At 75.2% G+C, this 14966-nt stretch carries 6 protein-coding genes; 5 read left to right on the forward strand and 1 reads right to left on the reverse strand.

Translation table 11 applies throughout. The annotated features are described in order from the left end of the window. The first annotated feature begins 85 nt into the window (after nucleotides 1-85). From G401_RS58400 to G401_RS0124505, 5 genes are all read left to right on the forward strand, one after another. Nucleotides 86-9622 (forward strand): type I polyketide synthase, encoded by a 9537-nt coding sequence (locus G401_RS58400; protein WP_034592967.1) that lies wholly within the window; start codon nucleotides 86-88, stop codon nucleotides 9620-9622. Beyond that, the gene (locus G401_RS0124490) at nucleotides 9619-10551 is read left to right on the forward strand and encodes a daunorubicin resistance protein DrrA family ABC transporter ATP-binding protein (RefSeq protein ID WP_027344561.1); all 933 of its coding nucleotides are present in this window, start codon (nucleotides 9619-9621) and stop codon (nucleotides 10549-10551) included. The genes G401_RS58400 and G401_RS0124490 overlap by 4 nt, the downstream gene beginning before the upstream one ends. Then, on the forward strand, nucleotides 10548-11369 hold the full coding sequence (locus tag G401_RS0124495; protein ID WP_245601829.1) for an ABC transporter permease: 822 nt from the start codon (nucleotides 10548-10550) through the stop codon (nucleotides 11367-11369). The genes G401_RS0124490 and G401_RS0124495 overlap by 4 nt, the downstream gene beginning before the upstream one ends. A 10-nt stretch (nucleotides 11370-11379) precedes the next feature. Next, nucleotides 11380-12549: a glycosyltransferase family 4 protein gene (locus G401_RS0124500; RefSeq protein WP_027344563.1), complete on the forward strand. Its 1170-nt coding sequence runs from the start codon at nucleotides 11380-11382 to the stop codon at nucleotides 12547-12549. A gap of 74 nt (nucleotides 12550-12623) precedes the next feature. After that, complete coding sequence (locus G401_RS0124505; protein WP_027344564.1) at nucleotides 12624-13787, forward strand: sensor histidine kinase; 1164 nt, start codon at nucleotides 12624-12626, stop codon at nucleotides 13785-13787. A 113-nt stretch (nucleotides 13788-13900) separates the two neighbouring features. On the opposite strand, the gene G401_RS0124510 is transcribed toward G401_RS0124505, so the two are convergent. After that, nucleotides 13901-14959: a hypothetical protein gene (locus tag G401_RS0124510; protein WP_027344565.1), complete on the reverse strand. Its 1059-nt coding sequence runs from the start codon at nucleotides 14957-14959 to the stop codon at nucleotides 13901-13903. Nucleotides 14960-14966: the final 7 nt, after the last annotated feature.

A 14966-nucleotide genomic window follows, 5' to 3' on the forward strand; every position in this document is an offset into this window, starting at 1 on the left:
GCCGGCCTCGCGAGCCTGCTCGACGGCGCGAGTACGCAGGACGTCCTGGACCTGCTCGACAAGGAACTCTCGACGAGGGACGCAGATGGCTGACGACGAACGGCTCCTCGAATACCTCAAGCGGGCCACCATCGACCTGCACGAGACCCGGGCGCGCCTGCGCGAGGCGGAGGCCGCCGACCGGGAGCCCGTCGCGATCGTGGCGATGAGCTGCCGCTACCCCGGCGACGTGCGGACGCCCGGCGATCTGTGGCGGCTGGTGGCCGACGGGGTGGACGCCATCGGCGCGCCCCCGGCCGACCGCGGCTGGCCCGCCTCCGCCCACTGGAACGGCGGCTTCGTCACCGGGGCGGCCGACTTCGACGCGGGGCTGTTCGGCATCTCGCCGCGCGAGGCGCTCACCATGGACCCGCAGCAGCGCCTGGTCCTCGAACTCGCCTGGGAGGCGTTCGAGCGGGCCGGCCTGCCGCCGCGCTCGCTGCGGGAGGCGCCCGTCGGCGTCTTCGTCGGCAGCGGCGGGCAGGACTACTACGACGACCTCGTCCCCGCGGAGGTCGCCGGGGTCGTCGACGACTACCTCAGCACAGGCAACGTCGGCTCGGTCATCTCCGGGCGGATCGCGTACGCCTTCGGGCTGGAGGGCCCGGCCCTCACCGTGGACACCGCCTGCTCGTCGTCGCTCGTCGCGGTGCACCTGGCGAGCCAGGCCCTGCGGCGGCGCGAGTGCTCGATGGCCCTCGCCGGCGGTGTGATGGTCATGAGCACGCCCGCGCCGTTCCTCGCCTTCGACCGCCAGGACGGCCTCGCCGGGGACGGCCGCTGCAAGTCCTTCGCCGACGGCGCCGACGGCACCGGCTGGTCGGAAGGGGCGGGCCTGCTCCTGCTGGAGCGGCTGAGCGACGCCGAGCGGCTCGGCCACCCGGTCCTCGCCGTGCTGCGCGGCTCGGCGGTCAACTCCGACGGCGCCTCCAACGGGCTGACCGCCCCCAACGGACCGTCGCAGCAGCGCGTCATCCGCCAGGCGCTGGCCGCCGCCGGGCTCACCCCGGCCGACATCGACGCGGTCGAGGGGCACGGCACCGGCACGGTCCTCGGCGACCCCATCGAGGCGCAGGCGCTGCTGTCCACCTTCGGCCCCGGCCGCGAGCGGCCGCTGTGGCTGGGCTCGGTGAAGTCCAACATCGGGCACGCGCAGGCCGCCGCGGGCGTCAGTGGCATCATCAAGATCGTCGAGGCGCTGCGGCACGAGACCCTGCCGCGGACGCTGCACGCGGAGCAGCCCAGCACCCGGGTCGCGTGGGCTGGCGGACCGGTCCGGCTGCTGACCGAGGAGCAGCCCTGGCCGCGCGGCGGGACACCCCGCCGGGCCGGGGTCTCGTCGTTCGGCGTCAGCGGCACCAACGCCCACGTCGTCATCGAAGAGGCCCCCGCGCCCGCCGAGCCGTCCGCTGCCGAGCCGTCCGCCCCGGGCTGGCCCGCCGGTACGCCGGTGCCGTGGCCGCTGTCGGGGCACACCGCGGAAGCGCTGCGGGATCAGGCCCGCCGCCTGTCCGGAGTGGACGGCGACCCGGCGGACATCGGCTTCTCCCTGGCCACCGGACGGACCGCCCTGGCGTACCGGGCGATGGTCCTGGGCGGGGGCGACCCGGCGCTGGCCGCGCTCGCGACCGGCGCCGATGATCCCGCCCTGGTGACCGGCGAGGCGGCCGAGGGCCTGACCGCGGTGCTGTTCACCGGGCAGGGCGCGCAGCGCGTCGGCATGGGACGCGACCTGTACGCGGCGTTCCCGGTCTTCGCCGCGGCGCTCGACGAGGTGCTGGCCCGGTTCGACGACGACGTACGCGCCCGGATGTGGGACGGCGACCCGCAGATCCTGGCCCGGACCGGGTACGCCCAGCGGGCCCTCTTCGCGATCGAGGTGGCGCTGTTCCGGCTGCTGGAGTCGTGGGGGATCGTCCCGGACTACCTGCTCGGCCACTCCATCGGCGAGCTGGCCGCGGCGCACTGCGCGGGCGTGCTGTCGCTTGTGGACGCTTGTGCGCTCGTGACCGCACGGGCCAGACTGATGCAGGAGCTGCCGCCGGGCGGGGCGATGGTGGCCGTCGTCGCGACCGAGGAGCAGGTACGCGCGGCGCTGCGCGCCGGCGTGGACATCGCGGCGGTGAACGGGCCGCGGGCGGTGGTGATCTCCGGTGACGAGGACGCGGTGGCGCAGGTGGCCGCGGGGTTCGAGGTGACCCGCGCCCTGACCGTCTCGCACGCGTTCCACTCGCGGCGGATGGACCCGATGCTGGCCGCCTTCCGCGCGGTGGCCGAGAGCCTGACCTATTCGGCGCCAACGATCCCGATCGTCACCGACGGGGACGTCACCTCGCCCGGCTACTGGGTGAGCCAGGTCCGCGACGCCGTCCCGTTCCTGGCGGGCGTCCGCCGCCTGGAAGCCGCCGGGGTGACCCGCTTCGTCGAGGCGGGCCCGGACGGGGTGCTCGTGGCCATGGCGCGGGCGTGCCTGACCGACCCGGCCAAGGCCGTGCTCACGCCGATGCTCACCAGGGACGGCGCCGAACCCGCCACCGCCGTGACCGCGCTGGGCCGGCTGTTCGTCGCGGGCGCCGACCCCGACTGGGCCTCGGTGTTCGCCACGGCCGGCGCCCGCCGCGTCGACCTGCCCACGTACGCCTTCCAGCACCGCCGCTACTGGCTCGGGCCGCGCCGCCAGGACGGGGAACTGGCCGCGGCCGGTCTGAGCCCGGCCGGGCACCCCCTGCTCGGGGCGGCCATCACGCTCGCGGGCGACGGCAGCCTGGTCCTGAGCGGACATGTGAGCGCGGCGGCGCAGCCCTGGCTCGCCGACCACGTCGTCGGCGGGGCGGTGACGCTGCCCGGCACGGTGCTGCTCGACCTCGCCCTGCGGGGCGCGCGGCTGGCCGGGTACGACCGGGTCGAGGAGCTGACGCTCGGCGAGCCGGTGCTCGTCCCGGCCGAGGGCGTCGGGCTGCAGGTGGTCGTCAGCGGGCCGGCCGTCGCCGTCCATGCCCGTCCGCTCGACGGCGACTGGGCCGTGCACGCCACCGGCGCCCTCGCCGCCGCGGGACCGGCGCCCGCCGACGACCTCACGTCCTGGCCGCCCGCCGGCGCCCGCGAACTGCCGACGGGCACCGTCTACACCGGACTCGCCGCGGCCGGGCTCGCGTACGGGGCGGCGTTCCAGGGGCTCGCGGCCGCCTGGCGGTCCGGCGACGAGATCTTCGCCGAGGTACGCGTACCGGCGCTGGACGGCTTCGCGCTGCACCCCGTCGCGCTCGACGCCGCGACCCACGCGCTCTGGCTCGCCGCCGACGCGGACGGCCAGGGCGGCGGCCGCATCCCGTTCGTCTGGTCGGGACTGCAGGTGCACGCGGCGGCCACCGGGGACGCGCGCTTCCGCTTCACGCCGACCGGACCGGAGAGCTACGCCGTCACGGTCGCCGATGCGACCGGCGCGCTCGTGGCCACAGTGGACTCTGTCGTCTTCCGGCCGGTCACCGCCGTGGCGCCGCCGCTCTACGAGGTGGACTGGCAAGCCGTCGAGCTGGCCCCGGTGAGCGGCGAGGCTGCCGCCGTCGACGGAGATGCGTCGTTCACGGTCTCCGGCGAGCGGTTCCGGCTCATGGTCGTCGCCGGCGGGGCCGACGCGGCCGGCGCGCACGCCGCCGTCCACGCGGCACTGGCGGCCGCGCAGGAAGCCCTGGCCGCCGAGGAGCGCCTCGCGGTCGTCACGAGCTTCGCCGTCGCCCGCCCCGGCGAGCCGGTCACGCACCCGGCGGCCGCCGCCGTGTGGGGCCTGCTGCGCTCGGCCCAGGCCGAGAACCCCGGCCGCGTCCTGCTCGTCGACACCGACGAACCGGCCGCCGTCGCCGAACTGCTGCCCACCCTGGCCGCCACGGGCGAAGAGCAGCTGATGGTACGCGCCGGGCAGGCGTACCGGCCGCGCCTGCGGGTGCTCGTCGGGGACGCCGCGCCTATCGACCTCACCGGCACGGTGCTCGTGACGGGCGCCTCCGGCGCGCTCGGCGGTCTGGTCGCCCGGCACCTCGCCGCGCGCGGGGTCGCCGAGCTGGTCCTGGTCAGCCGCCGGGGAGCCGACGAACTGGCCGCCGAGCTGACCGGCGTAAGCGTCCGGTCGCTGCGCTGCGATCTCGCCGACCGGTCGGCGGTGGCGGCGATGCTGGCGCAGGCCGGTCCCGTGACGGCGGTCGTGCACGCGGCCGGCGTGGTCGACGACGGCCTGCTGACCTCGCTGACCCCCGATCGGGTGTCGGCCGTCCTGCGGTCCAAGGTGGACGCCGCCTGGCATCTGCACGAACTGATCGGCGAGTCGGCGGCACTGGTGCTGTTCTCGTCGGCCTCCGGCGTCCTCGGCGCCCCCGGCCAGGCCAACTACGCGGCGGCCAACACGTACCTCGACGCGCTCGCCGCGTACCGGTCGGGACTCGGCCGGCCCGGCGTCGCGATGGCCTGGGGCCTGTGGGCGGAAGGGCTCGGCACGACGAAGGAGGCCGCGCGCACGGCCGGCCGGGGCGGCCTGCTCCCGCTGCCGGCGGCCGAGGCGCTCCTGCGCTTCGACGCCGCGCTCTCCGCCGGAGTGCCAGTCGTCGTCCCGGCCGCCCTCGATCCCCGGGCGCGGGCCGAGGAGGTGCCGGCCCTGCTGGCCGGGCTCGTCCGGCGTACCCGGACCCGGACCGCCGCGGCCGCGCCGGCGCCGGTCGCCCCGGCGGGCCTGCTCGACCTGGTGCGTACGCACGCCGCCGCGGTCCTGGGCTACCCCTCGGCGGCCGACGTCGCCCCCGGTACGCGTTTCCAGCAGCTCGGCTTCGACTCGCTGACCGCGGTCGAGCTGCGCAACGGGCTGAGCGCGGCGACCGGGCTGAAACTGCCCGCGACCCTCGTCTTCGACTACCCGACCAGCCAGGCGCTGGCCGAGCACCTCCGCGCGGAGATGTCCGGACAGGACACCACCGCGACGGTCCGGTCCTCGGCGTCCGGCACCGCGGATCCGATCGCGATCGTCGGCATGGCGTGCCGCCTGCCCGGTGGCGTACGCACGCCCGAGGATCTCTGGCGCGTGGTGGCCGACGGCGTCGACGCGGTGGGGGAGTTCCCCGCCGACCGGGGCTGGGATCTCGCGGCGCTCTACGACGAGCAGGGCGAGCGGCCCGGCACCACCTACGTACGCCACGGCGGCTTCCTCTACGACGCGGGCGACTTCGACCCGGCGTTCTTCGGGGTGTCGCCGAAGGAGGCCGCCGCCCTCGACCCGCAGCAGCGCCTGCTCCTCGAAGTCTCGTGGGAGGCGCTGGAGCGGGCCGCGATCGACCCCGCGTCGCTGTCGGGCAGCCTCACCGGGGTCTACGCCGGGGTCCAGTTCCACGACTACATCGGCAGCAACAGCACCGGCTCGATCGTGACCGGGCGCGTCGCGTACACGCTGGGGTTGCAGGGTCCGGCGGTGAGCGTGGACACCGCGTGCTCCTCGTCGCTGGTGGCGATGCACTGGGCGGCGCACGCGCTGCGGTCCGGCGAATGCGACCTGGCGCTGGCGGGCGGCGTCGCCGTGATGGCCACGCCCGAGACCTTCGTGGAGTTCTCCCGCCAGCGCGGCCTGGCCCCCGACGGGCGCTGCAAGCCGTTCTCCGCCGACGCCGACGGCACGGGCTGGTCGGAGGGCGCCGCGATGGTGGTGCTGGAGCGGCTGAGCGACGCGCGCCGCCTCGGCCACCCCGTCCTCGCCCTGGTCCGCGGCAGCGCAGTCAACTCCGACGGCGCGTCCAACGGCCTGACGGCGCCGAACGGGCCGGCCCAGCAGCGGGTGATCCGCCAGGCCCTCGCCTCGGCCGGGCTTCAGCCGTCCGATGTGGACGCCGTCGAGGCGCACGGCACCGGTACGCGGCTCGGCGACCCCATCGAGGCGCAGGCGCTGCTGGCCACCTACGGCCGGGACAGGGACCGGCCGCTGTGGCTGGGCTCGGTCAAGTCGAACATCGGCCACACCCAGGCGGCGGCGGGCGCGGCCGGGATCATCAAGATGGTCATGGCGATGCGCAACGGCGAACTGCCGCGTACGCTGCACGCCGACCGGCCCAGCGCCGAGGTCGACTGGACCGCCGGACAGGTCAGCCTGCTGCACGAGCCGGCGCCGTGGCGTACCAACGGGCATCCGCGCCGGGCCGGGATCTCCTCGTTCGGTGTCAGCGGCACCAACGCCCACGTCCTGCTCGAAGAGCCGCCGGAGGCGAAACCCGAGACCCCCGACGCCCCCGCCGGCACGCTGCTGTGGCCGCTGTCGGCGCGTACCGAGGGCGCGTTGCGGGCCCGGGCCGAGCAGCTCCTGTCCTACCTGGACGAGAACCCGGACGTGGATCCGGCCACCGTCGGGCGGGCGCTGGCGACGACGCGTACGCCGTTCGAGCACCGCGCCGTCCTCGCCGGTACGCGTCGCGCCGACTTCCTGCGCGGCCTCATGGCGGTGGCCGACGGCGAACCGGCACCCGGGGTCGTCACCGGCACCGATCGGGGCGGCCTGCTCGCGGCGCTCTTCGACGACGGGCCCGACGAGGAGGCGCTGCGCCGCCTGGCCGCGGGGGGCGTACGCCCCGACGTCGTGGCCACCTCGGCCGACGAGCTGACCGGCAAGGGCATCTCCCGGATCGTCCACTTCGGAGAGTCGGCCGTCGGCGTCGAAGGTGCCGAGATCATCGGCGGCCGGGACGCGGACGTCATCGCCCGCCTGTACGCGACCGGAACCGCCGTCGACTGGACGGCCCTGTACGGCACGGCCCCGCGGCAGCCGGTGGACCTGCCGACCTACCCCTTCGAACGGTCCCGCTACTGGGTGTCGAGCGCGCTGTCGGCGAACCCGGCCACGGCGGGCCACCCGCTGACCGGCCGGGCCGCGCCGCTCGCCGACGGCCGGGGCGTGGTCTACACGCGGCGGGTCGCCGTCGACACCCACCCGTGGCTGGCCGACCACCGGCTCGCCGGGTTCGTCGTGCTGCCCGGCGCCGGCCTCGTCGAGATGGCCGCGCAGGCGGGCGAGGATCTCGGCGTACCGCGGATCGCCGAGCTGACCGTCGAGGCGCCGGTCGTCGTTCCGGAGGGCAGCGTACAGCTGCAGATGTTCGTCGAACCGGCGGACGACGAGGGCGGCCGCGCCTTCGCCGTCCACGCCGCAGCCGACGTCGACGGCCCCTGGCGCCGCCACGCCTCCGGCCGCCTGACGGCCGGTACCCCCGCCCCCGCGCAGACCACCGGCGCCTGGCCGCCGCCCGGAGCCCAGCCGATCGCGCTGGACGAGCACTACGCGCGCCTGGCGGCAGGCGGCCTGGAGTACGGTCCGGCGTTCCAGGGACTGCGGACCGCGTGGCGGTCCGGCGCGGAGGTCCACGCGGAGGTACGCGCGGACGCCGTGCTCGTCGACGCCGAGCCCTACGGCCTGCACCCGGCCGTCCTGGACGCCGCCCTGCACACGATCGCGCTGGCCGATCCCGACTCCGAACCCGTGCTGCCGTTCGCCTGGGAGGGCGTGCAGGTGTACGCCGCCGGCGCCGCCGAACTGCGGGTGAGCGTACGCCCGGCGGGCACCGGCGCGGTCTCGCTGACGCTGGCCGATACGGCCGGGAACCTGGTGGCGTCCGTCGACGAGCTGCTGCTCCGGCCGATGGCGGCGGCGGCGTTCGCCGAGCCCGCCACGGTCGCCGACGGCCCCGCCGACGCGCTGCTGCGCCTGCGGTGGCAGCCGGCCGCCGAGTCCGGGGCCGCCGCGGCGGGGGACCGGTGGGCGGTGCTCGGCCCGGACCGCTTCGGGCTCGCCGACACCCTCGGCGTCCGCCTGCTGTCCGATGTAGACGAAGCCGCCGGTGTGGACGTCGTCGTCCTGGCGTGCGGCGGCGAACCCGGCGACCAGGCCGCGGCCGCGCGTACGGAGACCGCCCGGGTGCTGCAGGCGTTGCAGGCCTGGCTGGCCGACGACGGCTTCGCCGCGGGCCGGCTCGTCGTCGTCACCAGCGGCGCCACGACCACCGACGCGGCCGCAACCCCCGGGCCCGATCTCGCGGGTGCCGCGGTCGCGGGGCTCGTCCGGTCCGCCCAGGCCGAGAACCCCGAGCGGATCCTCCTCGTCGACCTCGGTACGGCGGCGGACGCGCAGCACCTGCCCGCCGCGGTCGCGACCGGCGAGCCGCACGTGTCCGTCCGGAATGGAGCGTTGCTGGCCCCCCGGCTCGTCCCGGCCACCCCGGCCGGCGAAGGGACGGGCTGGGCGGGCGACGGTCCGGTGCTCATCACCGGCGGCACCGGCGCCCTGGCCGCCGCGCTCGCCCGCCACCTCGTGGCCCGGCACGGCGTACGCCGTCTGGTGCTGGCGGGCCGGCGGGGCGGGGACGCGCCGGGCGCCGCGGAACTGCGGGCGGACCTGGAACGCCAGGGCGCGACGGTGACCCTGGCCGCCTGCGACGTCGCCGACCGCGAGCAGCTGGCCGCCCTCCTTTCCGGCATCGACCGGCCGCTGTCCGCCGTGGCGCATCTCGCGGGCGTCCTCGACGACGCGACCGTGGGCTCGCTGACGCCCGAGCGGGTGGCGGCGATCCTGCGGCCGAAGGCGGACGCCGCCTGGCACCTGCACGAGCTGATCGGCGAGAACGTCCCGCTGGTCCTGTTCTCCTCGGCGGCCGGCGTGCTCGGCGCACCCGGCCAGGGCGGGTACGCCGCGGCCAACGCCTTCCTCGACGCGCTCGCCGGGTACCGGCGGGCCGCGGGATCGCCCGCCGTCTCGCTGGCCTGGGGGCTGTGGGAGTCCGACGGCAGCGGCGGCATGGCGGCCGGGCTGGCCGAGGCGGACACCCGGCGGATGGCCGCGACCGGCATCGGCGCCCTGTCGGCGAGCGGCGGCCTCGCCCTTCTCGACAGGGCGATGTCCACAAGCGACACTGTGCTCGTGCCCCTACGGCTCGACACCGCGGCCCTCGCCCGGGTCGCCGACGAGATCCCGCCGATGCTGCGCGGCGTACTCCCGGAAAGGAAGGCGGCGCGGCGCCGGGCGGAGGCGACCGGCTCGGCCGACGCGGCGGCGAGCGCCCAGGCCCGGCTGTCGGCACTGCCCCCGGCGCAGCGCGACGCGGCGGCGCTGGACCTGGTACGCGAGCACGCGGCGGCGCTCCTCGGCCTGCCCGGGCCGGACGCGGTCGGACCGGACCGGGCGTTCAGCGCGCTGGGCTTCGACTCGCTGTCGGCGGTGGGCCTGCGCAACAAGCTGATGCTCGTGACCGGCCTGAAGCTGCCCGCGAGCCTGGTCTTCGACTATCCGAACCCCCGGGCGCTCGCCGAGCACCTGAGCGCCGAACTCGGGCCGGCGCCCGCCGAGCAGCAGCCCGGCGGACTGTCCGAGGAGCAGGTACGCGCGGCGCTGGCGGCGATCCCGCTCACGCGCCTGCGGGAGGCGGGCCTGCTCGACAACCTCCTCGAACTGGCCGGGATCGCGCTGGCGCGCGACGACGGCGGTGCGGACGGCCGGGAGGCGTCCATCGACGAGATGAACATCGACGAAATGATCAACATGGCCATTCGAGGAAGTGAGACGGACCTATGAGTTCCGAGTACGCGATCGAGGCGCGGGGGCTGGCGAAGTCCTACGGCGACGTGCACGCGCTGCGCGGCGTCGACCTGTACGCCGAGCGCGGCAGCATGCTGGCGCTGCTGGGCCCCAACGGCGCGGGCAAGACCACCGTGATCCGCATCCTGACCACCCTGCTGATCCCGGACGGCGGCACCGCGACCGTCGGCGGGCACGACGTGGTACGCGCTGCGGCGCGCGTCCGCGAGGTGATCGGCCTGACCGGCCAGGAGATGTCGGTCGACGGGCTGCTCACCGGGCGGGAGAACCTGGTGATGATGGGCCGGCTGTTCCACCTGGGCAAGGCGGCGGCCCGGCAGCGTGCCGACGACCTGCTGGAGCAGTTCGACCTGACCGAGGCGGCCGGCCGGCAGGCCCGGTGGTACTCCGGTGGCATGCGCCGCCGGCTGGACCTGGCCGTCAGCCTCATCACCGCGCCGCCGGTGATCTTCCTCGACGAGCCGACGACGGGCCTGGACCCGCGCAGCCGCCAGGGCATGTGGGAGGTCATCCGCAAGCTGATGGCCGACGGCACGACGATCCTGCTGACCACCCAGTACCTGGAGGAGGCCGACATCCTCGCCGACCGGGTGGCCCTCATCGACGGCGGCGGCGTGGTCGCCGAGGGCACGCCCGGCGACCTCAAGCGCCGTATCGGTTCCGAGCGCATCGAGTTCCAGTTCGCCACCGACGACGTGGCCGAGAAGGCCCAGCTGCTCGTCGGCGGGGCCGTCCTGCACGGCAACGGGCTGAGCGTGCCCGCCGCCGACCCCGCCGAGGTCCGTCACCTGATCAACCGGGTGGCCGACGCCGGCTTCGACGCGACGGGTCTGGAGATCCGCCGCCCCACGCTCGACGACGTCTTCCTGACCATGACCGGCCAGACCGAGGGAGCCACCCTGTGAGCACGAACGTCCTGACCCCCGAGCGCGTCCGCGCCGTCGCCGTCGCGCCCCGGTCGGCCCTGGCGCTGGCGTGGAGCGACTGCCTGGTGCTCACCGGCCGCAGCCTGCGCCACCTGACCCGCAACATGGACCAGCTGATCCAGACCTTCTCGCTGCCGATCATCCTGCTGCTCATGTTCCGCTACCTGCTCGGCGGCGCGATCAAGACCGACCAGACGTACATCAACTACGTGATCTCCGGCCTCATCGTCATCAGCGCCGGGTTCAACCTGACCTCCACGGTCATCGGCGTCACCAACGACATGCGCAACGGCATCGTCGAGCGGTTCCGGTCCATGCCGGTGCTGCCGCCGTCGGTGCTCGTCGCGCACGTGGCCGCGGCCGTGCTGCGGACGTTCGTGTCGGCGACGGTGCTGATCGTCGCGGGCTTCCTCGTCGGCTTCCGGCCCGACGCCGGCCCGCTGGAGTGGCTCGCGGTCATCGGCCTGCTCGCGCTGTTCGCCACCGCGCTGTGCTGGGTCGCCGTCATCCTCGGCCTGCTCGCCAAGAGCGTCGAGGGCGGCAGCGGCTACGGCCTCATCCTCGTCTTCCTGCCGTACCTCAGCTCCGCGCTGGTGCCGACCGAGACGATGCCCAAGGTGCTCGGCACGATCGTGCGCTACCAGCCGGTCAGCGCCATCGCCGACGCCGTGCGGTCGCTGCTCACCGAGGCCCCGGCCGGCAACTCCATCTGGCTCGCCCTCGTGTGGTGGGCGGCGATCCTCCTGCTCGCCGTGCCGACCGCCGCGCGCCTGTTCCGCCGCCGGGCCCTCGGCTGAGGGCGCGGCCATGACCTCGCACTCCGGTGCGCGCGGTGCCGTCATCCTCGGCGGTGGCGGCATCCGCGTCCCCGGCGGCCTGGCGATGCGCTGGCGGGCGCTGCGCGACGCCCTCGCGCGCCACGCGCCCACGACCTTCCGCGAGCTCGGCTGCGACCGGTGGGCGGCCTGCGAGCGCGTGTGCGTCACCAGCGGAGTCTCCGCGCGTACGCACAACGTCGCCGTGACCGGCGGCAAGGTGTGGTTCAACGACCGCACCTTCTGCGACGAGTACGCGCGCTGGCTCGCCGACGATCTCGCGGAGTCCGGTGTCGGCACGATCGTCTGCAGTGGACTGGACACCTACCGCTACGTGGCCGCGCTGGCCGCCACCGGCCGTTTCCACGTCGTGTTCGACCTGCACAACGTGGAAACGGTGCTGCACAGGCAGATCGTCGAGCAGATGCCGCCCGGCTCGCCCTACGCCGGGCACTACACCGAGGACTACGCCCGGCGGGTGGCGGTGGCCGAGCGCACCGCCGTCCAGGCCGCCGACGCGGTCTGGGTGTGCAGCCCGGACGACCGCGACCTCGCGGTGGCGACGTTCGGCGTACCGGCGGCCAAGGTACGCGTCGCGCCCAACGTCGTGCCGGTCACGGGAACCGCGGTGCCGCCCAACCGGGCCGAGCGGATCAGCTTCACCGGCCGCATCGACTGGTTCCCCAACATCGGCGCCGGCCGGGCCCTCATCGACGAGATCGCGCCGCTGCTCATCGAGCGCGGGATCGAGGTGCCGGTGGTCATCGCCGGGATGATGGCCCGGGAACTGCTCGACGGGCCGGACCTGCCGCCCACCGTGCGGCTGGTCTCCGCGCCCCGCCAGATCGCCGACATCGTGGCCGACAGCGTCCTGGCGGTCCCGCTCACGCTCGGCGGCGGCAGCCGGTTCAAGGTGCTGGAGGCGTTCGCGGCCGGCGCGCCCGTCGTCTCCACCGCGAAGGGCGTCGAAGGGCTCGGTCTGGAGCCCGGCCGGCACTACCTCGCGGCGGAGAAGCCGGCCGAGTTCGCCGACGCGCTGGCCGTCCTGCTCACCGACGCGGCGGTACGCGCGCGGCTGGCCGGTGCCGGCTGGGACCTCGTCCGCACCCGCTACTCGATCGACGCGCTGGCCGACACCCTGGCGGGCAGCCTGCCGCGATGAGCCCGGCCGGCTGCACCACGCCCAGGGTGATAGCCGGATGTCTATCAGTAAACGTCCCTGTCTAGCATTCCGGAATGGACACCGTGTTCGGACGCATCGGCCGTGACACCCGCTACGTCATGGTCTCGCTTCCCTTGGCCACGGCCAGTTTCGTCGTACTGGTCACCGGATTGTGCCTCGGGCTCGGCACCGTCCCCCTCGGCGTCTGCGGCGCCCTGTTCGCCACCCTGCTCCTGGCGAGGGTCTTCGCCGGGGTCGAACGGCGCAACCTCGCCGAGCTCGGCGGAGCGCCGGTCGTCCCGCCCCGGTACGCGCCGCCGCCGCCCGGCGCGGGTTGGCTGCGACGCCTCTGGCACCCCGTGACGCAGGCGCGCTACTGGCTCGACGTGCTGCACGGCATCGTCATCTTCCCCTTCTCCATCGCGGCCTTCGTCGTCGTCGTGACGTGGTGGGCGGTCGCGATCTTCGGTCTGGCGTACCCGGTCCTGGGCTGGTTCGTCAGCGGGATCCCGGGCTACCAGGCGGTTCCGGCCGCGCTGCATCTCGGCGACGGCTACGGCGTACACCTGGCCTTCAACGTCGCGCTCGGCCTGCTCGCGGCGGCCACCCTCCCGCTCGTCGTCCGGGCGGCCGCCGCGACCCGCGGCCAGCTCAGCCGGCTGCTGCTGGCCGAGCCGGCCTGGCTGAACGGCGAGCGGCGCGACCGGGCGGACGCGCGTACCCGGGCCCGCCTCGCCGACCTGACCGGCAGCCTCGCCGACGTCCGCCGCCAGATCGACCTGGCCCACCTGGCGGCACCGGCAACCGCCCGGCGGCCGGGCAAGCCGGGCACCTGGGAACCGCCCGCGGCGGCGCTGACCGTCCTGGCCGACCTCGGCCTGCAGCAGGCGCTCGTGGCCCTCGCCGAGGCGGCCCCGGTCCCGGTCCGGCTGGAGATCGGCGTGCTCTGCCGCTACAGCGGCCCCGTCGAGCAGGCGGTCTACGACCTGATCGCCGAGGCGCTCATCAACATCGACCGGCACAGTCAGGCCTCGCAGGTCGTGGTGAGCCTGCGGGACGAGCACGGGGTGCTGGTCCCGTTGATCGCCGACGACGGGGTCGGGGGAGCCCGCGCCGCCATCGGCCACTCGCTGACGTTCGTCGCCGCCCGGCTCCGCGAGCTGGGCGGCGAGCTCTTCGTCCACTCGCCGTCCGGCGGGCCGACCGTGGTGGGGGCGCATGTGCCCATCGCCGGATGAGGCGTACCCGTACGAGGTCGGCGTACGCGTACCAACGCGGCGCTCTCCGCGACGATCCGCGAGGTGCCGTGGACTTCGGGGTGCCGGCTGCCGCCCCCGGACGGTGATCCGGGTCAGTCGCCGATGACGGCGAGGCGGTCGCTGCCGCTCGCGGCCCGGGGGTACTGCACGGCGATGAAGCTCTGGTTGGCCTTGAACGTCAGCTCGCCGCCGTGCACCATCGAGCCGTCGGCCCGCCGCACGACGAGCCGGTGGTTCTCGGCGAAGATCGCGCCCGCGTGGTCGGCGGGCACGTCGATCTGGCGGGTGACCGTGCGGGACTCCATCTGCGCCACGGCGACCGAGTGCTGGTAGCCGAGCGTCACGGCGACGCTCGCCGAACCCCGGACGTTCACCCCCGGTACGCCGATGCCCGTCTCGCCGCTGACCGTGATCGTCGTCGAGGCCAGGAACGTGTCCGTCGTGGTACGCGCGACGCCGACGGTCCAGGTGTCGCTCAGCCGCTGGGTCACCGAGGTTTCATTGTCCAGAAAGGACACGAGTTCGAAGCGCCGCCACAGCTCCAGCCGGTAGAACGGCGTGTTGGCGACCCGCCAGGCGGTCCCGCGCCCGGCGTCCCGCACAGCGGGGAACGGCACCCACGTGGACCGGTAGAGCTCCCAGTCGTTGTCGGTCTCCGGCCGGTCGCGCCCGGACAGCCGCGGCCGGGCGGGCGGCCGGCCGGTGACGGAGGTGACCGGCAGAGCCAGTACGCACGGCGGCCGCGTGATCGTCTGGTGGTGCGGCGGCAGCAGGAACACCTCGTCGCCGCCCTCGTACGGCGCCAGCACGACCTGCCCGTCGATCCAGTCGGCCGCGCGGCAGTGGTCGTCGCGTACGCAGGCGAACGAGCGGTAGTCCATGCCGGGCAGGTAGGTCACGCGGCTCAGGGCCCGGTACCCGGCCGGCGGAAGGGGCTCGTACGGCGGACCGAAAGGGAGGTGGCTGGTGGACTTCATCCGGACCGGCGAGGCGATCACCCCGGCCGTCGCTGCGGCAGGGGCCGCGTCGCGTACGCACATCACCCAGTCGCCGTCCTTCGCCACTCCGGGCAGGGCGTGGAATCCCGGCAGCGGCGGCCGGCCCGCCATGACGAAGCCCATCTCGAGGTCACCGAAGCGCATCGTGGTCACGGTCGCA

The sequence above is a fragment of the Hamadaea tsunoensis DSM 44101 genome (assembly GCF_000428945.1).
Classification (GTDB): Bacteria; Actinomycetota; Actinomycetes; order Mycobacteriales; family Micromonosporaceae; genus Hamadaea; species Hamadaea tsunoensis.